The sequence below is a fragment of the Halomonas sp. AOP5-B2-8 genome, from assembly GCF_052376475.1.
Taxonomy (GTDB): domain Bacteria; phylum Pseudomonadota; class Gammaproteobacteria; order Pseudomonadales; family Halomonadaceae; genus Vreelandella; species Vreelandella casei.
Genome location: NZ_JBQSVS010000005.1, coordinates 54727 through 77236, shown reverse-complemented (window position 1 = coordinate 77236; position 22510 = coordinate 54727). Strand labels below are relative to the sequence as shown.

23 protein-coding genes are annotated in these 22510 nt (G+C 50.6%); 4 read left to right on the top strand and 19 right to left on the bottom strand.

All coding sequences use genetic code 11. From position 1 onward, the window contains the following. Positions 1–5: 5 nt before the first annotated feature. The 9 genes from ACT3RP_RS12945 to ACT3RP_RS12905 form a co-directional block, all read right to left on the bottom strand. On the bottom strand, positions 6–1601 hold the full coding sequence (locus tag ACT3RP_RS12945) for a sugar ABC transporter ATP-binding protein (RefSeq protein WP_483393914.1): 1596 nt from the start codon (positions 1599–1601) through the stop codon (positions 6–8). Between the two features lie 52 nt (positions 1602–1653). After that, positions 1654–2292: a DUF2291 family protein gene (locus ACT3RP_RS12940; RefSeq protein ID WP_483393913.1), complete on the bottom strand. Its 639-nt coding sequence runs from the start codon at positions 2290–2292 to the stop codon at positions 1654–1656. A gap of 77 nt (positions 2293–2369) precedes the next feature. After that, complete coding sequence (locus tag ACT3RP_RS12935; RefSeq protein WP_483393912.1) at positions 2370–3344, bottom strand: D-ribose ABC transporter substrate-binding protein; 975 nt, start codon at positions 3342–3344, stop codon at positions 2370–2372. A gap of 73 nt (positions 3345–3417) precedes the next feature. Then, positions 3418–4215, bottom strand: coding sequence for a GolD/DthD family dehydrogenase (locus ACT3RP_RS12930; RefSeq protein ID WP_483393911.1), 798 nt, complete (start codon positions 4213–4215; stop codon positions 3418–3420). Between the two features lie 68 nt (positions 4216–4283). After that, positions 4284–5081, bottom strand: a complete 798-nt coding sequence (locus ACT3RP_RS12925) for an SDR family NAD(P)-dependent oxidoreductase (RefSeq protein WP_483393910.1) — start codon at positions 5079–5081, stop codon at positions 4284–4286. Positions 5082–5160: 79 nt separating this feature from the next. After that, positions 5161–6120 carry a sugar-binding transcriptional regulator gene (locus ACT3RP_RS12920; protein ID WP_483393909.1) on the bottom strand — a complete coding sequence of 320 codons (960 nt, stop codon included), beginning with the start codon at positions 6118–6120 and terminating at the stop codon, positions 5161–5163. A 13-nt stretch (positions 6121–6133) separates the two neighbouring features. Then, positions 6134–7621, bottom strand: a complete 1488-nt coding sequence (locus ACT3RP_RS12915; RefSeq protein WP_483393908.1) for an FGGY family carbohydrate kinase — start codon at positions 7619–7621, stop codon at positions 6134–6136. A 10-nt stretch (positions 7622–7631) separates the two neighbouring features. Further along, positions 7632–8570 carry a transketolase family protein gene (locus ACT3RP_RS12910; RefSeq protein ID WP_483393907.1) on the bottom strand — a complete coding sequence of 313 codons (939 nt, stop codon included), beginning with the start codon at positions 8568–8570 and terminating at the stop codon, positions 7632–7634. A 2-nt stretch (positions 8571–8572) separates the two neighbouring features. Then, positions 8573–9472, bottom strand: a complete 900-nt coding sequence (locus ACT3RP_RS12905; protein WP_483393906.1) for a transketolase — start codon at positions 9470–9472, stop codon at positions 8573–8575. 405 nt (positions 9473–9877) lie between these two features. Here ACT3RP_RS12905 and pgi point away from each other — a divergent pair, with 405 nt between their 5' ends. Beyond that, a complete protein-coding gene (pgi, locus tag ACT3RP_RS12900) occupies positions 9878–11527 on the top strand; it encodes a glucose-6-phosphate isomerase (protein ID WP_442346190.1) in 1650 nt (549 codons plus the stop codon). 149 nt (positions 11528–11676) lie between these two features. Here pgi and ACT3RP_RS12895 read toward each other — a convergent pair whose 3' ends face one another. From ACT3RP_RS12895 to ACT3RP_RS12860, 8 genes are all read right to left on the bottom strand, one after another. Further along, positions 11677–12255, bottom strand: a complete 579-nt coding sequence (locus ACT3RP_RS12895) for a GNAT family N-acetyltransferase (RefSeq protein WP_444625692.1) — start codon at positions 12253–12255, stop codon at positions 11677–11679. A 93-nt stretch (positions 12256–12348) separates the two neighbouring features. Continuing rightward, the gene (locus ACT3RP_RS12890; protein ID WP_483393905.1) at positions 12349–12843 is read right to left on the bottom strand and encodes a P-loop nucleotide/nucleoside kinase family protein; all 495 of its coding nucleotides are present in this window, start codon (positions 12841–12843) and stop codon (positions 12349–12351) included. A gap of 252 nt (positions 12844–13095) precedes the next feature. Next, on the bottom strand, positions 13096–13692 hold the full coding sequence (locus tag ACT3RP_RS12885) for a GNAT family N-acetyltransferase (protein ID WP_444625693.1): 597 nt from the start codon (positions 13690–13692) through the stop codon (positions 13096–13098). Between the two features lie 255 nt (positions 13693–13947). After that, positions 13948–15174: a metal-dependent hydrolase family protein gene (locus ACT3RP_RS12880; RefSeq protein WP_441683824.1), complete on the bottom strand. Its 1227-nt coding sequence runs from the start codon at positions 15172–15174 to the stop codon at positions 13948–13950. A gap of 23 nt (positions 15175–15197) precedes the next feature. Continuing rightward, positions 15198–16505 (bottom strand): TRAP transporter large permease, encoded by a 1308-nt coding sequence (locus ACT3RP_RS12875; RefSeq protein WP_441683826.1) that lies wholly within the window; start codon positions 16503–16505, stop codon positions 15198–15200. A 10-nt stretch (positions 16506–16515) separates the two neighbouring features. Continuing rightward, the gene (locus tag ACT3RP_RS12870; RefSeq protein WP_096279355.1) at positions 16516–17016 is read right to left on the bottom strand and encodes a TRAP transporter small permease subunit; all 501 of its coding nucleotides are present in this window, start codon (positions 17014–17016) and stop codon (positions 16516–16518) included. Continuing rightward, on the bottom strand, positions 17013–17642 hold the full coding sequence (locus tag ACT3RP_RS12865; protein ID WP_444625694.1) for a TetR/AcrR family transcriptional regulator: 630 nt from the start codon (positions 17640–17642) through the stop codon (positions 17013–17015). The genes ACT3RP_RS12870 and ACT3RP_RS12865 overlap by 4 nt, the downstream gene beginning before the upstream one ends. Before the next feature lie 63 nt (positions 17643–17705). Beyond that, on the bottom strand, positions 17706–18686 hold the full coding sequence (locus ACT3RP_RS12860; RefSeq protein WP_441683831.1) for a C4-dicarboxylate TRAP transporter substrate-binding protein: 981 nt from the start codon (positions 18684–18686) through the stop codon (positions 17706–17708). Between the two features lie 393 nt (positions 18687–19079). Between ACT3RP_RS12860 and ACT3RP_RS12855 the strand changes: the two genes are divergently transcribed. Together ACT3RP_RS12855 and ACT3RP_RS12850 are read left to right on the top strand one after the other, a co-directional pair. Further along, positions 19080–19742 (top strand): AzlC family ABC transporter permease, encoded by a 663-nt coding sequence (locus ACT3RP_RS12855; RefSeq protein ID WP_096279348.1) that lies wholly within the window; start codon positions 19080–19082, stop codon positions 19740–19742. Positions 19743–19777: 35 nt separating this feature from the next. Continuing rightward, complete coding sequence (locus tag ACT3RP_RS12850; protein ID WP_225734499.1) at positions 19778–20053, top strand: AzlD domain-containing protein; 276 nt, start codon at positions 19778–19780, stop codon at positions 20051–20053. A gap of 17 nt (positions 20054–20070) precedes the next feature. On the opposite strand, the gene ACT3RP_RS12845 is transcribed toward ACT3RP_RS12850, so the two are convergent. Continuing rightward, positions 20071–20439, bottom strand: coding sequence for an MliC family protein (locus ACT3RP_RS12845; protein ID WP_441683835.1), 369 nt, complete (start codon positions 20437–20439; stop codon positions 20071–20073). Between the two features lie 68 nt (positions 20440–20507). Next, the gene (locus ACT3RP_RS12840) at positions 20508–21239 is read right to left on the bottom strand and encodes an SDR family oxidoreductase (protein ID WP_444625695.1); all 732 of its coding nucleotides are present in this window, start codon (positions 21237–21239) and stop codon (positions 20508–20510) included. Between the two features lie 170 nt (positions 21240–21409). On the opposite strand from ACT3RP_RS12840, the gene ACT3RP_RS12835 reads away from it, so the two are divergent. Continuing rightward, positions 21410–22492, top strand: coding sequence for a PA0069 family radical SAM protein (locus ACT3RP_RS12835; RefSeq protein WP_441683839.1), 1083 nt, complete (start codon positions 21410–21412; stop codon positions 22490–22492). Positions 22493–22510 lie beyond the last annotated feature (18 nt).

Here is a 22510-nt window from a genome sequence, read left to right as displayed (position 1 = left end):
ATCCCTTACTGAGCGACGGCGACGGCTACGTCTTGAACGACGGAAGGTGATGCTTTTTGGGTAATGAAATCACGATCCACCTCATCACGCGGAAGATCGACGGTAATCCGACCTGATGCCATGACCAGAATACGATCAGCTACAGCCAGAGCCTCATCCAGCTCTGAAGTGGTGTATATAATGGAGACACCTTTCTCGGCGATGTCATTCATGGCTCGGTAGATATCGGCTTTGGCCCCCACATCGACGCCACGGGTAGGCTCGTCGAACAAGAGAACACGTGGTTCGGTAAGCAGCGCTTTGCCAATAACGACCTTTTGCATGTTACCCCCGCTCAGCGTGGTGATCTTGTCAGAGTCATGCGATACCTTGATACCAAGCACTGAGACCATGCGCTTACTCTGTTCTTTTTCAAGCCGACCACGAATCATGCGAAACCCGAGAAAACGCGAGCAGCACCGCCCTATACTTGACAGAGTCATGTTCTCACGCACAGAAAGGGTCTGAATCATTCCAGACTTTTGACGATTTTCCGGTACCAAGGCAATGCCTGCCTTGATTCGATTGGCTGGCTTCCCTTTCGCTAATATCCTTCCATCAAACTCGATCTTGCCCACTGCGCTGCGATGCAGACCAAGCAGCACTTCTAACAGTTCGGTTCTGCCCGCCCCCATCAAGCCATAAATCCCAATAACCTCTCCACGCCCAACGCTAAAATTAACGTTATCCAGCGCCATGGTGCCGTTCACTCTTTTTAGGCTCAGGTTGTTGACCGTTAATGTGGGTTCCCCGATTTGACGCGGACGGTAGTCGAATATCTTATGATCGCCCCCCACCATCTGGCGGACGATCCAGGGAATATCAATATTTCCAACCAGTTCGACACCAACAATACGGCCATTGCGCAGTACCGTAATATGGTCACCGATCCTCATGATCTCTTCTAAACGGTGAGAGATATAAATGACGGCGACGCCATCCTGGCGTAACGAATCAATAATGCCGAACAGCACCTCGACTTCTTTTTGACTAAGAGCAGACGTGGGCTCATCCATGATTAAGACATCAACCTGGCGACTTAGCATCTTGGCGATCTCGACCAACTGTTGCTGTCCCACATAAAGATCACCGACACACGTGGAGGGATCGACCACTAGCCCTACTCGTTCAAGTAACTGCTTTGCTTTACGATATTGCGCACGGGCATCTATCCTACCGGCATGGCGTATCTCATTACCGATAAAAAGGTTTTCAACGATGCTCATATCTGGAAAAAGATTAAGCTCTTGAAAGATAATCCCTATGCCTGCTTTCTCCGCATCGCGCACACCATGAAAGTAAACCGATTTTCCTTTAACAAAAATCTCTCCTTCGGTTGGCCGCTCAGCGCCCGCCAACAGTTTCATAAGGGTCGACTTACCCGCGCCATTCTCTCCGATCAAGACATTAACGCTTCCCGGATATACCTCATAACTAACCGTGTCGAGGGCCACCGTTCCAGGATAACGTTTCGAGACATTCTGAACTTTAACCAGAGCGTCTGATTTCGAATTAATTTGCTGTTCATCGCCTGAGTTGTGTTGTTCTTCCAGCTTATGCATGGCGTTATCCTCTTCCGACTCGGAGTGATAATTGTCGAACATTATTTTCTTATCACTCTGCATTAACGCGATTCAGTGCCACTGGGACAATCTCTACCGTATCGCCTAAGCCATCCCAGGTTGAAAAGGCCCCATATGTTTCTACGACATCGCCGTTATTAACATTGCCAAAGCTTTCAAGAATTGAGATAACCTGCACGTTCAGCTCATCACCAAAGGTGGCAAATTGGTCTTGATTGGCAAAATCAGCATAACCTAGCTCCGGGTAACCATCTCGAACGGCTGATCCCGGAATAACGGGGCCAATCAGCAGAGAAACCTCTTTCTGCTGCACACTACCCAGGTTGATTTTGCCAACACGAGAGGAAGTATCCACAGACTCGACAGTCTCAGAAACACTTACCCAGAAAGTGCAGGGAAATGCCTGACTTTGCTGGACACCATACTGCTCACAGGCTGCCTGAAAGCCTTCTGATGCAATCGCCGAAAGCACTAAATTCAAGGGTTCTGAATTGGAGTTGACCCAAGGAATAATATCGTCATGCATTAATTCTTCAGCATTAATCGAGACTGCACTACCATCATTAAGAATAGTGGCAAGTTCATCCTTCGAGACCAACTTAAAACCACTAAGTGTAGAAAGCATCGCAATCGCCAACCCTGAAACAAAAAACACTTTCGACAGACTCATAGACTTATCCATATAGCTACCCAGTCGCTACTAATTATCTGAGCAGGAGTGGCGGAAGCCGCCACTCCTCGTGTCAGTTACTCGGTTTGATACTCAAAGTCCTGAACCAGCTCCGCGTTATCTTCCGTGATAAGAACACCGCGGAACAGTTGACGCTCTGGCTGCCCCGTTTCACCAGTCTTTAGATACTGGTCGAGCTGTCTTACACCCTCACGCGCTAGTTCCTGCGCCTGAAGCATGGCAGTCGCATAGAGATCTCCGCTCATGATCGCATCACGTTCATCGTTGCTGCCGTCGATACCTACAACAGTGATATCCGAGTTCCCCGCCGCTTTAATGGAGGCAATCGCACCAAGTGCTACCGGGCCGTTACCGGTAATGACGCCATCGATATCGGGATACTGTTGCAGAATGGAATCCATAGCCTGCTTGGCCTTGAGAAGTTCGCCACCGGCATCCTGACGCGCAACCATGTTTAAGTCAGGGTATTGATCGAGCACACGATGGAAGGAGGTAGAGCGAGTGACACAGTTATTGTCGGCCAGGTTACAGGTCAGCTCGACATAAGTGCCCTCTTCGCCAACCTGCTCTATGAACTTCTGTGCTACTTGAGAAGCTGCCTGGACGTTATTGTGAGAAATTTGAGCGATAGCGATTCCTTCTTCAGGGATCTCCCTATTTATCAACACTACCGGCACATCACGCTCGGCGGCATGCCGCACGGCCGCGACGCTTGACGTAGAGTCGGCATTATCCAAAATAATACCGTCGACCCCGCGAGCGACCACGGAGCTAATTAACTCGCGCTGACGATTGACGTCTTCGTTATGCGATAGCACCTGGGTGGAGTAGCCCAGCTCTTCAGCTTGCTGTTTGGCCGCATTGGCCTCCGCTGCGTAATATGGGTTGTCTAGCGAGTTCACCAGGATGGCAATGTCGCCTTGATTGCCTTCTTGAGCGAGGGCCGACGATACTCCCATAGTGACGATAGAAGCTGTCAGAGATACGGATAATAGGCTACGAGCGATAGACGTAAGCGATAGATTGTTCATTATTTTCACCTTTCTCGAGTGCTGGTTTATGCTTAGTTATTGAATTGTTTTCAAACCAAGTTAATGGCTGGCGTTACCAAATGGTGTAGCCACCATCTATTACTAGATCCGCGCCATTGATCATGTCGCTGCCATTGGCGGCAAGGAACACAATGCTTGCGGCAATCTCGTCGGTATAGGCAAACCTCCCCGTTGGAATCATGGTTTTCATGCGCTCCCCTTTTTCGCCTGACCAGGCAGCAGCCCCCATTGGGGTCAACACCACGGTGGGTGAAATGCTGTTGACCGTAATGCCATGCGGCCCCCATTCTTTGGCCAAGCTTTTCGTCATGCCGATCAGCCCCGCTTTCGCTGAGGTGTAGGCACAGTGCTGATCGATGGCGACCGTGGCGGCCTGGGAAGCAATATTAATAATCTTCCCCCCGTGGTCGCTTTTCAGTAGATAACGTCCGACTTCCCTGGCACATAGGAAGGGAGCGGTCAGGTTGACATCGATCTGGCGCTGCCACTCGGTGAGCATCACGTCTTCAGCGAAATTTAACGTGATAGTGCCGGCGGCATTAATCAAGATATGCAGGTCACCAAAGTGGTCGACCACTTCTTTTACGCATCGCTCTACTTGAGCTTCTTGGGTGACATCACAGCACCAGGCCTGAGCGCGATCTTTCGGAAACTGTGCCATGACCTCTGCCACCCGATCAGCCTCGAATTCCGGGTAAAAAATGGCAATACTGGCTCCTTTATCAAGCATCGCTTCGTTGGCTGCAGTTGCGATCCCCCCCAGCCCACCGGTGATTAATACAATTTTGCCTTCAAGTGAGAAGTTAAAATCCACACCGTGCTTAAGAGACATGTCATAGGTTGTCGTCATTGCGTGCTCCTTATTTCATCTTTCAGGGCTATCTTTAAGGGCCATCGTTTTTTGGAGTTAGCTGTTAATCAGGACATGATCAGTCCACCATCGACATTGATCGCTTGCCCGGTGATATAGCGCGCATCTTCAGAAGCCAGGAAGGCTGCCGTCCCACTGATTTCCTCTGGCGACGCGGCACGTTTCATGGGGACACTGGCCACCCATTCACGGATTAATTCACCGGGCTGGTAATCACCCAGGAGCTCACCCCAAGCTTTATCGTTGTAGTCCCACATATCGGTCATCACGATACCGGGGCAGATGGCATTGATGGTGATACCCGAAGCGGCAAATTCACGCGCTAGACTTTGAGTAATCCCTAACACCCCGAACTTGCTGGCGGCGTAATGAGGTGTATAGATAAAGCCCTGACGCGCCTGGCCTGAGGCCATGTTGATTAATGCCCCTCGACCAGCCTTAGCCATATGCCGGAGCGCTGCTTTGCAGCACAGGAATACCCCTTTGGTATTCACGTCCAGTACCTTGTCCCAGTCCGACTCAGACAGATCCTGCAAGCGAGAGATTGTAATCACGCCAGCGTTTTGAATAGATACATCAATGCGCCCAAAGCGTTTACAGACATCATCATAGAACTGCTCAACCTGGTCACTCTTGGTGACGTCGACTTCCGCGGCCATGATGCTTCCCGACAAGCCTTTTTCGCGTACACGATGTTCAAGCTCAGCCGCGGCTGCATGAATTTCCTGGCGGTTGGAAGCCATTGCCACGCTCGCCCCTTCATCAGCGAACCGAGTCGCTATAGCAAGGCCAATTCCACGATCAGCACCCGCCACCACTACTACCTGCTGCTCGAAACGTTTCATTGTTATTCTCCTTTTCAGCATTAGCGCTAAAGACTGTTCAAACACTGATCTCTAGATTGTTAGCCCGCCTCCAGCCTCTCTAACCTGCCGTACCTAGCAATGCTTCGGCGGTAAAGCTGTCGGTAATTAGCACTTGAATCCATCCGCCCAAGGCTGCCGCGCGTATCGAAGCCACTTTTTGCTGGCCTCCCGCCAGGCCAACAACCCTTGGTATGGCCTTCAATTTTTCTGGCGAAATCGCCACCACTCTTTCGTTAAGAGAGTGCGCGACCAACTCACCGTTGCGGTCATAAAACCTCAAGCAGACATCTCCCACGGCGCCACAGCCATCTAGATCTGAAAGCTCTTCTTTGGAAAAGGTGTTGCCACTTCTGGCCAGAAACCGGGAAGGCTCAAGTGTTCCAATTCCCACCAGAGCAATACTTAGCTCATCAAACAGCGCCATGGTCTCGCGTACATAAGGCTCCTGACTGATAACCTTGCGAGCCTCTGGGCTGCTGGCAATGCCTGCCACCTGCATAAATCCAGGGCGCGCATCCAACCGATTGGCCAGTTGCAGCGTCAGGTTTTCGGCAAGATGTTCTGCATGACCCAGAGCCATGCCGCCCATCAGTTGCACAACACGCTGCGCTTTTAACGAGCCATTTTTTGGCAGATGTTCGGCAAGCGCTACCAGCGCCGAACTCCAGCTCGATATCCCTATCTGGTCGTGATCACGCAAAGTCGCTTCAAGGTATTGCGCCGCCGCTTCGCCAATACTCAGCAAGATGGCGTTCTCGCTGTTGTCAGGACAGGCAGCCACCATCACTTCTTCAAGTCCATACTTGGCACACAATGCCTCTTCGAGCAGGTGATAGGTGCCTTCGGGCGGCTTGATACTAATGGAGACGATGCCCTCCTTCTGTGCACGGCGCAGCAAGCGCGATACGCCTGCTTGGGACAAATTCAGCCGCGCGGCAATATCAACTTGGCGCATTTGCTCCACCCAATAGAGGTGAGCCACCTTGGTCGCCAAACGCAGTTCGTATTCCGGGTTCATCGTCTTCTCCTGCCTAATCTTTCGATTGAGAGAGGGTGCGTTCCACAGACCTAAGCCACGTCTGATGACGTTCTCCTTGGTCGGCGCCCAGCCCCTCGAATGTATCAAAAGTCGACAGCGCGCTCTCCAAAGCATCTAGCGTCGGCCACACCCCAAGCTTAAGGCCCGCCAGCATTGCTGCACCGACCGCGGAAAGTTCTGCTTGAGCAGCTCTTTGAACCGTAATACCTAAGGTGTCTGCCTGGAGTTGCATCAACCAGTTATTAGCGCTAGCACCTCCATCGGCCTTGAGCGCTGATAGCGGTGGCAATCCATGGCGCTGACATGCTAACTGCATAACATCGACGACATCTTTGATCTGGAAAACAATGGACTCGAAGGCGGCCCGCGCTATGTCAGCAGGTTCGGTATTGAAGGTCAGTCCATCCATAAGGCCACTGACGTCGCCCACCCAGCGTGGCGCACCTAATCCCACCATGGCGGGCACCACAACCTCTTTGCCCTTACCACTCGCTGCTTCGGCGAGTACAGCCAGGCGCTCGACAGAGCCATCGAGTCCCAGCAACTTCGCGGCCCAGGGCAGTACGGCTGCACTCACCGTGATATTGCCTTCGAGAGCATAAACACGCTGCTCCGAGGTTTCCCACGCCACCGTGGTCGCTAGGCCCTCGGCTCGTACCTGTTGGTTCTGGGTGGTGGTCATCACCGAAGAACCCGTTCCATAAGTTGCCTTAACAACGCCAGGGCGAAATCCTCCCTGGGCGAACAGAGCCGCGTGGGAATCCCCAATCATTGACAAAATAGGAATGCCCGCCTTTAGCGACCCAAACGCGCAAGTCTGACCAAAGGTGTAGCTTGAAGGACGAATACCCGGAAGCATCTCGGCACTAATGCCAAAGACGTCAAGCAACTCGGGAGACCACTGACCACTGTTGATATCGCATAGCTGAGTGCGGGACGCATTGGACGTATCCGTCAGATGCACCTGCCCCTCGGTGAGATTCCATAGTAGCCAGCTGTCGATATTGCCCAGACGGACGTTATGACGATTGACACTGTCATCGAAGGAATCGAGCAGCCAGCGAAACTTGGAGCCAGAAAACAGCGGATCGATGGGTAGCCCGGATAGCTCTTGTACCCTAGCGTTGAGGCCTAGACGTTTTAGCTCCTGGCAGAAAGGCTGACTGCGACGGCATTGCCAACCGAGGCAGGGCGCAAGCGATTTACCGCTGACACTATCCCAGGCGATAGCAGATTCCCGCTGAGCGGATATCCCCACGGCAACTACGTCGACATCCTGCTGTGCTGAGAGGCAAACATCGATGGCCTGCTTAACACTCTGGGCGATCTCTTCTCCCGACTGCTCGACCCAACCTGGCTGCGTATACTGGCAGGAAATCCCTACCGCTGCCTTACCAATGATATTGCCGCCGAAGTCAACCAGCACCGCCTTAGAGTTGGTAGTGCCTTGATCGATAGCGAGAATGGCGGAAGTTGCCATAACCTTCTCCTTACTTAAGCAGCGCTTTGGCCGAATCCACGATGCCACCCACAGACATGCCAAAGTGGTCGAGCAGCCACTCAGCCGAACCTGTCGGAGCAAAGGCAGGGAAGCCCAGCAACCTCATCTTGCACGGCGCTTTGCTGACAACAACTTCAGCGATCGCGCTGCCCATACCACCGCGCACACTGTGCTCCTCGATGGTCAGTAAGTGCTTGGTTTCCTTAGAGCACTGTATGATGGTCTCTTCATCCAAAGGAGAGATACTCGAGAAATTAACCACACGTGCCTCGATACCCTCACTGACTAACATCTCAGCCGCGTCCATGGCCCTACAAACGGTCACACCACAGCCGATCAAGGTGATGTCCTTGCCTTCGCGCAGAATTTGGGCCTTACCAGGCTGGAATTCATAGTCCTCGGGCAGCAGCCTCGGCACGCCCATGCGGCTCAGTCGCACGAAGGTCGGATGGTCGTTTTGAGCGACATAGCGAATGACCGCTGCCGTTTCCACGTCATCCACCGGAACGAAGATATCGAGGCCTGCCAGTGGCCGTGTCCAGGCAAGATCCTCAATAGAGTGGTGCGTGGGACCGAGCTCGCCATAGGCGACACCGCTGCTGATACCGCACAGTTTAACGTTGGCATTCGAGTAGACAATGTCGGCCTTTATTTGCTCAAGTGCACGCCCCGTCAGGAAACAGGAGGCACCACACACAAAAGGCACCAGCCCTGAGTTAGCCAAGCCCGCACCTGCGCCGACCAGGGTCTGCTCAGCGATGCCAACATTGATCAAGCGCTCGGGCCATTTGCTACGAAAATCTCCCAACTTGCTTGAGCCGATAGAGTCGTTACAGACGCTAACAATCCGTTCATCTGCTTCCGCCAGCGCCTCAAGAGTCTTCGAGAAGGCATTTCGACAATCGTGTAGTTGAATATCATTCGACATGGTTATACGCCTCTTTCCAGCTCGTTCAGGGCTTCTTCGACTTGTTCCGGCGACGGTACTTTATGGTGCCACTCAACACGGTCCTGGATGAAAGACACGCCTTTTCCTTTAAAGGTATTAGCCACTAAACAGCGAGGCTTACCTTCGACGCGCGGCGTCTTTAGTGCTTCAATCAGCGCGCCATAATCGTGGCCATCAACTTCATGTGAATCCCAACCAAAGGCTTTGAAACGTTCAGTCAAAGGCTCTAGTGAAGTCACGTCATCGGTGCGATCACCCTGCTGGAGCCGGTTGCGATCGATAATAAGTGTTAAGTTATCCAGTTTTTTGTAGGCAGCTGTCATAGCAGCTTCCCAGTTGCTGCCCTCCTGAATCTCACCGTCGCCAACGACTACGTAAACCTGCCAGGCTTTCTTCTGAATTTTGGCACCAATGGCCGCACCCACCCCCACAGGCAGCCCGTGTCCCAGAGGGCCTGTGCTGGTTTCAACACCCGGCAGCTTCTCGTTGCAAGGGTGGCCGTTGAGCCGTGACAGGGGCTGCACGAAAGTCGACATTTCTTCAACTGGGAAGTAACCGGCGTAAGCCATGGTCGTGTAGAGAGCGACTGCACAATGCCCCTTACTCAAGATAAAGCGATCACGATCAGGGGCTGTTGGATCTTCAGGATTCACTTGCAATATATTGAAATACAAGGTTCCCAGTATATCGATGACGGAAAGATCACCACCAATATGGCCCATATTGGCCTTACTGATGGTTTGAATAATGGTCTTCCTCATCTCACGACACTGATCTGCCAGTTCATCAGGGCCCAATGGTTTACCTATCATCTTTGCCACACCTCTTATGAATAAATATTCAAACACTGAATATTGATTTATAAAATCATCTTTGTGCATATACTGATTAGCGTCAAGGACAATCCAAAGGACAACACTTATACATTAGTATGAAGGTGGGCGAGAATATGATGCCGGTTTAAGCGCTATAAATGAATAAATATCTCTTTATCAAAACTTGATAAATTTTTTCTAACCGACAGGCGCTTAGCGATGATTAATATAAATATATATTCATCAATAAAGTTGGAATATATATTCAGAAAACAACCAAGATAGCTAAAAAACTCTGAGTGCGTAAGCACTTAAAAAACAAATTTATTATGAAAAACTTCCTGAAAATTATTCATTAAAGTAATAAATCGCTTGATGATTAGCGTAGTATTTTTACCATTAAAGGGCTAAATCATATGTTATAAAGTGCCGACCTCATATACTAATAATGATCTAAATAATAGGCCCGTTATATTTCAACTTACTCGCAGTGTTACCTGGCAGGCGCTAGATCGCCTACGCGACAAAACAACGAACGACCGCATTCGTGACTACTTCACCCATGACCCCCAGCGTTTTGAGAAAATGAGTTTACGCGTGGGCGGCCTATTTCTTGATTACTCCAAAAATCACGTCTCTGATGAAGTACTCGCTAAGCTGATTGAACTGGCAGACCACTCCGCGCTAGTTCAACGCCGCGCGCAGATGTTCTCTGGTGACATTATCAACGTCACCGAAAATCGCCCGGTACTGCATACCGCGCTGCGTAATCTCAGCGATGACCCGGTGTATGTCGACGGCGAAGACGTGATGCCGGAGATCACGCGGACTCGCGAGCAGATCAAGCAATTCTCAGAAACGGTCCGTAGCGGCGAATGGAAAGGCTACAGCGGCAAACCGATCAAGGACGTGGTTAATATCGGGATTGGCGGCTCGGACCTTGGCCCTAATATGGCCGTGCGCGCGCTGCTTAAATATCGCCACCCCGAAATGCACTTTCACTTTGTCTCTAACGTGGACGGCACTCATATACAGAAGGTGCTTTCACGGCTTGACCCTGCCACAACGCTGTTCATTGTTTCCACCAAGACCTTCTCGACCCAGGAAACGCTGCTCAATGCCAAAACCGCACGGCGCTGGTTCCTGGAAAACGCCGGTGACGATGCCGATATAGGCGCCCACTTTGTGGCGGCCTCTACCAACCGCAAAGCAGCCATGGAATTCGGCATTCGCGAAGAGAACGTATTCGAATTCTGGGCCTGGGTCGGCGGGCGTTACTCCATGTGGTCGTCGATTGGGCTACCGATTGCGCTTTCCATCGGTTTCGAGGGTTTTATCGAGCTATTGGAAGGCGCTCACGAGATGGATAATCACTTTATCCATGCGCCCCTCTCGGAAAATATGCCGGTATTGATGGCACTGATCGGTATTTGGTACATCAACTTTATTGGTGCTGAAACCCAAGCCATCGTGCCCTACGACCAGGCGCTGAATCAGCTGCCCTCTTTTTTGCAGCAGCTGGATATGGAGTCAAACGGCAAGTCTGTGGATATATTCGGCCACCCGGTCAACTACAAAACCGGCCCAATTGTTTGGGGTCAAACCGGCTCAAACGGCCAGCATGCGTTCTTCCAACTGCTGCACCAGGGCACGCGCTATGTGCCGATTGATTTCATCGCTTCGCTCAAACCTGAGCCGGGCATGGAAGACCACCACTTCGCCCTACTAACCAACATGCTCGCCCAGGCCAACGCGTTCATGGAAGGCAGCCAGGGTGGCAGCCAGCAAGATCCGTTCAGCTGCCCCGGCAATCGCCCTTCCAGCACGCTGCTGCTAGACGAACTCACGCCCCGTAACCTGGGTGCACTGATTGCGCTTTACGAGCACAAAGTGTTCGTGCAAGGCGTGATCTGGAACATCAACTCGTTCGATCAGTGGGGTGTTCAGCTGGGTAAACGCATCGCCGGTGAAATCAGCGAACGTATCGATACTAACGCTGCGGATTTTGATGCTTCTACGCAAGGATTATTGGAGTTGGTGCGGGCGCATTTTCCGGGTGGCGGTTCCGAGGAGAATGCCCAAGCTGAAAGTGGTAAGAAGATAAATAAGAAGAAGGGCTAGAAAGTTTTAGTTGTCGCAACAAGCAGTAAGCAAAAGCCCTGACCTAACAGCCGGGGCTTTTTTGAATAAGCAGGGCTGAGCCTATACAGGCAGCACAGCGGTGTGAGCTTGCGAACGTCTGGCGGCCAGCGGCCGCGTACAGCCACTTGTTAGCTTAACTTACTCTCCAAGTTAATCTTTACAGCAGGCCATTCACTTGAAATTATTGAATAAACTATGGTATCTCTGAGTGAGCCATCACGCATTATCTGATGGCTTCGAAGTACTCCATCCTGCTTTGCACCTAATCTTTCTATCGCAGTTCGAGACTGTTGATTGAAGAAGTGGGTGTGGAACTCCACCGCTATCGCCGATGATGCTTCAAATAGGTTTCTTAGCAGGATTAATTTGCACTCAGTATTTACGGAAGTCCTTCGAACTAAGCTCGAGTACCATGTGTAGCCTAACATTGCTCGCATATTAACCGGATCAACGTTGTAATATCTTGTTGTTCCTACAATTTTATCATGCTCTTTTGATCGCACAGCGTAAGCTATATTGCCTGTCTTCGCTTCTTCTATTGCTGATAATACATAATCTTCCATTTCGTCAGGTCCAGGAACATTTGCATACCATATTTTCCAAGGCTCACCATCAAGAACTGCTTCTTTTAACGGTTCGATATGACTTTTAGACAAGGGCTCTAGAGTCACATGCTTTCCAGTCAATCTGACTTCATTTATAAACATTAAACTTCCCCTATAGAGCTAACGCCCGCAGCACGCGCGGCTTTGTAGTGGAGGCGAAGCCGCAACGAAAAGACGTCGCAGTGCCTGCGATTGTTATGCATTTGCCGCAATTACGGTTGTGTTGAACCCTTCATCAGATGTGGGTGCAACAAAGTACTTGGTAACCAGCTCAAACATCTCTTCCGTATCAGTTGCCGCTCTCTCTGGCTGTTCTATCCGCCTTTTTTCGATTTGTCCCAAGCAAATCTCATTTGGCTGGTCGATGTAAATTAATTCATGTGGAGCCTGGATCTCTGAAAATATGGTTTTAAACCACTTTCGTTGTGAAATTGTATTTGCCGGAAAATCCATTACCACGCTGGTTCCAGACACCAAGATCGATTGAACCAGTTTTTTCATTTGAGGCTTAAGACGGCCAGAATATTCAATGTAATCATCTAAGGTATTTATGTTATTCGGATAAATGGATGGAAGCCACTCGTCTTCTGAGAGCAGTACGGCGTTTCGCTCTTGGGAGATCTCACAAGACTTTGTAGTTTTCCCTGCTCCCATTTTTCCACAGAAAAACGTCAATACTCCTTTGTTCATTTCTTACCCCGTATTGCATAACAGTGATTATATACCGGCTGCATAACCTCAATGAACGTGCTGTCGCGTTGATTGAGGTTATCTAGCCGCTTAGATCAAATCTACCTCATTGATTCTATTGCTAGCAAAGCAAATTCTGGCTGCCTATCCAAAATTCGCGTGCTTTCTCGCTTTGCCTGTAGCGCATATGATTAAGGGCTGCGATCAGCGTCCTACCTCCATGTAGGAGCAGTCGAGCCAGAGCCCTATTGATTAGCTACGTGGCCGGCTTAACAAATAGTTGAGATGTGCCTGCACTTCTGGCCACTCTCCCCTGTGCAGGCTATACATCACGGTGTCGCGAATAGTGCCATCTCGGCGCAGCTTGTGGCCGCGTATGACACCATCCTTTTTAGCCCCCAGGCGCTCAATGGCACGTTGGCTTGCGTAGTTGAAGTTGTCGGTGCGCCAGCCAACCACTTTACAACCCAACGTATCGAAAGCATGTGTTAACAGCAGCAGCTTGCAGGTGGTATTAATATGGGTACGCTGCGCGCGTTTGGCATACCAGGTGTGGCCAATCTCTACCCGTTTTACCTCAGGTAAGATGTCGTGATAGCTCGTCGTGCCCAGCACGGTACCGCAGGCCTCCTCAATGACAGCAAAAGCAAAGCGGTGGCTTGCCTCACGGTCTTTCAAGGCGGTTTCAATAAAGGCGCTTGTTTCATCGGGCGAAGGCACCGATGTGACGCGTAGATTCCACAACTCGCCATCGGCGGCAGCGGCGCGCAGGCCAGCTTCGTGATCGTGCGCTAATGGCTCAAGCTTTACACCGTGCGCGTTAAGGGTGACAGCGCTTACGTAAGTCATATCTATCCACACGCCTCTTATATTTGGCAGTCGAAAAACAGCAATTAGTCGATATTACTAAAATAAGATTCGAAATAGTCGATAATGTCTATTAATAACACGAAGAATTGGTCATGGCGGTCGGCATTTACACGTTGGCTGGTTTTTATCGCAGCTTTTAGCTTAGCAGTGCCCAAGAACGCAGACGCCGGAACTATAGAGTTCCGGCGCCGGTGCAGTCAGGTAAAATTACTACGGGGTGTTAAAGCCTAATGCTTAAAGCGTATTTTTATACGCCACGCCCCCTTTCATGATAAGCATCAGTTGCTCATCCGGCTCAGTAAGCACAGTGATATCGTCCAGGGGGTTATCTTTAAGGATAATCACATCACCACGGGCGCCAGGAATGATTTCACCAAAATCGCCCGTATGGCCGTAGGCATCGGCCGCGTGACTGGTGGCCGCACGGATCAGCTCATCGGCAGGTACCACCTCTTTGCGAAGGTGGAACTCATTGAGCTGATGGCGCTGCATACGGCCCAAAAGGTCAGAACCGTAGAGCATTTTCACCCCAAAGCGCTGGGCCATTTCAAGGGCTTTGCCGCCGGCCTCAAGCACTTCAAATACTTTTCGCTGCAGCTCTTCGGCCATCCCTGCTTCAACGCCTTCTTTCGCTAGCGCATCGTAAGTACACAGCGTTGGCGTCAAATAAGCATCATGTTCGAGGAACAGGCGGCAGCTCTCTTCGTCCATAAGGTTACCGTGCTCGATGGTTTTAACGCCGCGAGGCAGCAGTCGATTAATAGCACGCGCAGTATAAGCATGTGCCATGGTATGAATATTGGCAGCAGTCGCCTCTTCTACAATGGCATCAATTTCTTCAAGTGAGAACTGCGTGCTATCGATACGATCCGTTGGCGATGATACGCCACCTGACGCCATGATCTTAATCTGAGTAGCGCCCTTGCGAATCTCATCGCGTGCGGCATGTCGTACTTCACTGACACCGTCACATACACGGCCCAGACCTGCGCAGCAGAAGCAGCCTTCAAAGGTTTGCTGGCCTGGCCCACGCATATCCCCGTGGCCACCGGTTTGCGAGAGAGCTCGCCCAGCGTACATGATGCGTGGCCCGGCCAGCGTCCCTTCGTCTACCGCTTTGGCAAGGCCGTAATCCGCGCCACCTGCATCACGCACAGTGGTAAAGCCGCGCATCAGCATGGCTTCAAGCAGCTCACTAGACTTGGCGCCCACGTAAAACGGCGAAAGCGTGCCTAGGAGCGCAAAGTTGGGCGTGATAGCGGTTACGTGTACGTGGGAGTCCACCAAGCCCGGCATCAAATAGCGCCCTTTGACATCGATCACCTGATCGTCGTCGCCTTCAAGCGGCGTTGCGCTTACCGCGTCGATGCGGCCATCTTTAATACGCACCTGATGATTAGGGAGCACTTTACCGTTGCGTGAATCGATAACGTTGGCGTTGATAAAACGAATTGCTGTCATGTGTGTTCCTTATTGAGAAAGCGTCAGAACATTTTCTGCGGAAGATAAAGCGAAAGCGCGGGAATCAATACGATGAGTAATAGTGCGACGATGTCCATGACGATAAACCAGCTCACGCCCTTAAAAACTTCGCTAAGCGTAACGCTGTTGCCCAGGGCACCCTTGATGACATAAACGTTAAGGCCGATGGGCGGAGTCACTAACCCGATTTCCAGGAGCTTAACCACGATAATGCCAAACCAAATCAAATTAAGGTCTGCACCTTCGACCAAAGGGAGTATCAGCGGCAGCGTTAGAAGCAGCAGACCAATTGAGTCGATAAACATTCCGAGCACAAGATAGATCAGCGCTACCGCCAGAATGATCCACCATGTTTCAGTACTGACACCCAGAATCAACTCAGCGAATGCAGCAGGTACACCGCTCATGGCCAAGAAACGGGTAAAAAAGAGCGACCCAATCAAGATAATGAAAATGCTCGCCGTGCTGACTGCGGTTTGCGTAACGGCTTCACGAACAGCTTCAAGGGTCAGGGTACGTCGAGCCAAGGCAATTAATGCGGCAATGGTAGTTCCTACCGCTCCAGCTTCGGTAGGTGAAAAGACTCCCAGGAAGATCCCCCCAAGCACGGAGCCAATGAGCAATGGCAGTGGCCAAATATGTTTGAACGCCTCCCATTTTTCATTCCACGTCGAGCGAATATCAGTATCACCCGCGAGCTTCGGATTCAGCTTGGTCCTCACCATAATCATGCCGATATATAACAGCGCAGAAACTACGCCTGGGATGAAGCCTGCCATAAACAGCTGGCCGACTGACACTTGGGCATAAACACCATAAAGCACCAGCAATACGCTTGGTGGAATCAGCGAACCCAGTGTCCCAGAAGCAGCTACGGTGCCGGTGGCAAGCCCCTTGTCGTAGTTGTGTTTGAGCATTTCGGGTACAGCGATGCGCGACATGGCCGCGGATGTTGCTACACTAGAGCCAGACGCAGCCGCAAAAAAGGCAGAGGCCATCACGCTGGAAACGGCCAAGCCTCCCGGAAGACGCGCTAGGTAAAGACGCATGGCCTGAAATAAGCCTTGCGTCATATTGGTAGTGGTACACAAATAGCCCATGAATAAAAACATAGGCGCGGCGGTTAATTCCCAAGTGCCTGCAAAATCGAAAGGAGTGGCAGAAATCATCCCCCATGCCACGCGCATACTGGTCATTTCGCCTATACCGATAATCGATACTAGGCCAAGGGCAATGCCGATTGGCACCCGCAGGGCGATCAGGGCCAAGGCGATGGCGATACCCGCCACACCTATCTCGATGTTAGTCATTGATTAGCTCCTACAGCGCTTGGCGTTGCTGCACTGCCTTTATCATATTGGCGAGAATGGCCAGACACATGGCGGCAAAACCGACGGGTAATGCCCAACGACTAGGCCACAAATAGAACGTGAAGTTGGCCATGGCAGTTTCCATACGAACCGTGGCACGAACTGCATCGAGATAGCTCTGGTAACAAAGCATGCCAAAATACACAAGGCCCAGAGCACCGGCAAAGAGGTAAAACGCTAGCTGTACAGTAGGCGAACACCTGCCCACAAAAACATCAACGCTAATATGCTCGCGTTTTAATTCAACGTAAGCAATTGGCAGGAAAATCACCGCGACCATATAGTAGAAAGAGACGAACTCCAGCGTGCCGGCAAACGATTTTCCAAAGAAATAGCGCAGTCCGACATCAAGTGAGACATGCAGTGCCATTAGTACTAAAAAGAAAGCAGCGAGTACCAACGTGCTCTTAGCGACCCACTGGGATAAGCGTTCAATACTGTTCGCGATCATGCTGTTCTGCCCCTCTCGGAATCTGTAGTCGAGAAACCAAGCTTCATAAGAGTTTCCTTCCAAAACAGCAACATATCACGATAAAGCTCAGGATCATCACGCCAAATGCTCTGTGCACCCATCCCTCTCATCATGCATAAAGTGGCGTTCAAGGCGACACGATTTTGATGAGAAGTGTGCTCAGCACTAGCGACTAACTGCTCCCATATATATTCAAGTGACGTGTTGAATTTGATCCCTAATGGAGCTAGAACTTTCATTAAGTTAGGGTCAGTTCGCGCATTGGTAAGATATTCTAGCGTCACCATATACAGGTCGCCCTTGAAGTGCTCATGCAAGGCTTTTAATAGACTATCAAAATCCAAGGCACCCTCTTTGATGCCATTAGCCATGATTCGAACGCTCTCAACCTCTCTGCTTAGCAGGTCTTCAAGCGCCGACTGCATTAACAGCGTTTTGGATGGGTAGTGATGTACGAGAGCACCGCGAGAAACGCCAGCTTGACGAGCGATGTCAACAGTCGATGTAGCACGGATACCATTTTCAAGAATGCATTCAATAGTCGCTTGTATAACGCGAGCCTGGGTATGACGTGAGCGCTCTTCCTGATTTTGTCGTTTAGTCATATAGCGCACCCTTTTATCGTATTAGCATTGGCTGCCCATTAGGGCAGCCAATGACGGCCAAAATTAATAAATGCCGTAGTCAGCGGGTAGCTTATTATAAATTTCTTGCATAGCTAGCTCGGCAAGCGCCCCTTCATCATTACGATCAACGTCGCTGAGTAAACTTTCCCACTTTTCGTAAGTGGCGAGGAAATCATCAATTAGCGCTTCTGGATCTTCCACACCGTATTGATCACGGGCCTTATCGTAAACATTTGCCAATGCCTCATCACGGAAAGCCACCACAGATGCCATTAGATCTTCTTCCGGCTCATAGATGTTATTGCCAAGCTTGATCGCTTCTTCGATAGCTGCCTCTGACGCATTAATATACTGCACAACCATACGCGTCATTGCATGAGCGGTAGCTTCTTTGAACACATCACGCTGCTCGTCATTAAGGTTTGACCAGAAATCTTCGTTGAAGCCCCACTGAGGGCCGGACCAGTACATGCCGGTGGGCAGCAGCGTGGTGTGCTCAGCCACTTCCCATAGGGAGCGATCAATCAAGTCATTAGCCGCGTTGGTTGCACAATCCAGCGAGCCTCGATCAAGGCCACTATACATTTCACTCGAAGGAACATTGACAGGCGTGCCGCCGGCTTGTTCGACCCAGGCAGACACCGTTGAGCCCGCAGTGCGGATCCGTTTACCGCGTAATTCTTCAAGGTTTCGAACCGGTTCGCGGCAGAACATGACATAAGGCGGGGTGCTGTAGGCGCCGAGATAAACGATATTCAGGCCTTCCCATTCGGCTAGTTGAATGGGGTTGTTAAGGCTGAAATCGGTAACGGCCAGTATGCTGACTAACGGATCATCGTAGTTAAAGCCCAGCTCCTGAACGGCATTCGCTACTGGCATTTCAGACGGAGTAAAAATAGCAGCATGATGCGCCACCTGAACGATATTATCCTGAATGCCCTGCAAATTAGCACGAGGTGCTAGCAGTACAGTCCCGGTATACACCTCGGGTTGAAGCTCCCCGTTAGACAGTTCTTTAACCATCTCTGCCCATTCGATATAGCCGTAACGAGAGAAAGGGTGTTGTTGATCATAAAACGAATTGGCAATAAATGAAGTTGAAGCTTGAGTAGAACTAGCTGTTACAGGTAAAGCTAAAGCTGTTACCGCCAGTGTTATTACATTGCGCTTGAAGTTCATATATCAGTCTCCTGACCGAATTAATCGGCTTTTTTTAGTGTTATATTATTTCATTATTTTTAATAACACATTGCCTAGCGGTGTATGTGTGCTGTTAAATCTAAACGCGAAGAATAATAAAAACAAGCACGACTGTTTGTTTTTATTATTCACTATCAAAAGATGCCTAGTAAGCTTATGAATAAAAGAGAAAATAAAATAAAATTGGATATGGCGGGTACATGGCGAGGTATTCTCATGATGCTGCCTTTGGCCACTTTCACGGTGGCCTTTGGCCTAGCCTTCGGCGTAGCAGCTATCCATGCAGGCATCACTCATTGGGAAGCGATATTAATGAGCATGTTTGTATTTGCTGCTCCCTCACAGTTTGCGGCACTTGAACTATGGACAACGCCGCTGCCCCTTCTGGCCCTAGCAATGACGACCATGGCCATTCATACCCGACACCTATTAATGAGTGCATCGCTTTATCCTTGGCTCAAACCATTACCTCTACTGCAGCAATTTGGCGTCATTTTCATGTTAACGGATTCCAATTGGGCCATGGCACTGGGCGAATATCAGCGCGGAGAGCGCAATATTGGCATTCTCCTAGGAGGAGGTATCGCGTTATGGACTGCCTGGGTAATAGGTACGGGTATCGGCTTGGCATTTGGCGGTGGTATCCATCAACCTGAACGCTTTGGTCTTGACGTGATCATGCTATGTTTTCTGCTTGTGATCGTGATAGGTGGTAACCCAAAGCTAGTAATGATTCTTCCATGGTTAGCAGCAGCCCTCAGTGCGCTGCTAGCCTATTGGTGGCTACCGCCCTATCTACATGTACTGGTCGGCGCACTGACAGGAGGAATGGTCGCCATATTACTTCCCAAACGCTGGTATAAGGCGGGTATTTTGTGAGCTCATCACCATTATGGCAATCGCTATTAGCCATCATGATGATGGTAGCTATAGGCTACGGGTCTCGAATTTTGGGGCTCCTCATTATGGCCCGTATACCATTAAGCCCTAACATTCGCCTGTTTATTGATGCCATGTCTAGCTCGGTGCTTATTGCCATCATCACCCCCATCATTGTGCATGGTGACGGAGGAACCCGGTTTGCCGCTTTAATGGCAGGTGCTGTCGCTATTATCTTAAAAAGTCCTTTAGCATCAATTGCCGTTGGCATTATATGTGCGGCAAGCTGGCGCTGGTGGTTTGTAACATAATGAATTGCTAGACGGATTCAGGGCACGGCACAATGCTCGATAATGTCACCAGAAGTGCCGTCAGCCAGATGGCTGAGCAGTATACTCTCAGACCCTGAGCCAGAGCCTTTTGTCCACCACTCTAAATCGTCACTCACATAACGCGCACCGCTGCCAGAAACTGCAATTTGCATACTGTAGCTTCGGCCTTTGTACTGCACTCTCGCCGTGTCTGCTGAGGGGTAGGCGGCGGCTATCGTTTCACCGCTCTCGCACTCATAGCTATGCATAATAGATTCTGGAAGTGTCGCGGCAGATGCTTGAGCATCAACTTGATTTTGGGCTGAATTTGCACAGCCCGAAATGAACAAAATTGAAGTAATCGTTAGCGGAACGAAGATTTTCACATGAGCCTCCCGGTTGTTGAGATGCGGGCTAATCCACACTATATAATACTGTAGCCAGTGCGGGAGTGTTACCGCCCGCCCGCCACATCAATAAATGATCCCGTCACATAAGAAGCTTCCTCCGAAAGCAACCATGCGATGCTATTCGCCACCTCCTCAGCGGTACCGCCACGCTGCATAGGAATCTGCGGTGCTAAACGGTCAACACGACCTGGCTCGCCCCCATCGGCATGCATATCAGTGTAGATAGATCCAGGGCGAACGGCGTTGACACGAATACCCAAGGCGGCAACTTCTAAAGATAAGCCTTTAGTCAGCGTGTCCATGCCTCCTTTCGAGACGGCGTAGTCAACGTACTCAAAGGGCGAGCCTGTTTGTGAGGCACGCGAAGAGACATTGACGATCGCACTGCCTTGCCCAAAGCGTCGGATAGCTTCTCTGCAACACAGAAAACAGCTGTCCACGTTACTACCCATCACCTGTTTGAAGCGTTCAAAGTCAATATCAACAAACCTGGATTGCGTAAACAAAATACCCGCATTGTTAACCAAGTGGGTCACACTGCCAAAGTGAGCCTCTGCCGCATCAAACAAGCGGATGACATCGGCTTCCTTGCTGACATCGGCTTGATAAGCAAAGGCCCTGCCCCCGCCACGTATAATGGAATCAACCACTTCACGTGCTCGCTCTTGGTTAGTAAGATAGTTAACGCACACCGCATAGCCTTTAGCGCCTAGCAGTAATGAGGTCGCTGCCCCAATACCACGGCTTCCTCCTGTCACGATGACTACTTTCGACATAATGCTTCCTCAGTAACGCGTTAACAGTCAGTTCCTGCAAATACCTTAACGTCGTAATAGGGCCTTAGGTAGCGCCTTGTTCACTTTATCACTCGCTCAACAACTGGATGGCTATTGATTTCTTTTCACTCCGCAACTACTGTATATAAAATCACTAAAGGGGTGAAAGCATGGCATCTCTTGGCCAGCCTTTCCAGCCAACTACCTACAAGGGCCGCGGCGCAACGTATGATCCGCACAATCGCTTCGCGCCAACCCAAAGCATTGCAGACGACGACGGCTGGTGGCGCGAGGAAACCTCCACGACCATTGCCACGGAAGTGCGGGAAGAAGTGAGCAAGAGTGCGCTGTCGTGGAATAAATCGCCGGACTTACCCTTTGATCGCTCGTTAAACCCTTATCGTGGCTGCGAGCATGGCTGTGTTTACTGCTATGCACGACCTTCCCATGCCTACTGGGACCTATCGCCTGGGTTAGATTTTGAAACCAAGCTGATTGCCCGCAGCGGTTTGGTTGAGCAATTATCGGAGGAGCTTTGCCACCCCAACTATGTGTGCAGGCCAATTAATCTTTCTGGCAATACAGACTGTTATCAACCCTTAGAAGCTACCCAACAAACCACCCGCCGGTTGTTGGAACTACTATTAGCATGCCGCCACCCCGTCACAATTGTGACTAAAAGCACCTTAGTGCTGCGTGATTTAGAGCTATTGGCCGAGATGGCCGAGCACCGTTTAGTACGTGTTTTTGTCAGTTTAACTAGCCTAGATGCCAACTTAAAACGCACCTTAGAGCCACGTGCGGCGTCGCCCCAGGCACGTTTGAGAGCGATACGTGAACTGAATACGGCGGGCATTCCAGTGGGAACGTTGATTTCGCCGGTGATACCAGGGCTTACTGATCACGAAATCGAAAAACTATTGGAAGCGGCCAGCCGCGCCGGTGCACGCACCGCGGCCTGGATGTTGCTGCGCCTGCCCTATGAAGTCGCACCGCTGTTTGAAGCATGGTTGGAAACACACTACCCAGAGCGGGCCGCTAAAGTCATGAGCCTAATGCGCCAATGCCGGGGCGGGAAGATATACGACGCTCAGTTCGGTAAACGCTTTCGCGGTGAAGGCGTCTTTGCAGATTTGATCGCGCAACGCTTCGCTCGCGCCAGCCGCCAATGGAAGCTGCAGGATCGCACGGAGCAGGGCTTAAACACGCGCGATTTTCGTCCACCACGGGCGCAAGGGGATTTATTCATTTAAGCTAGCTAGCAACGCCAA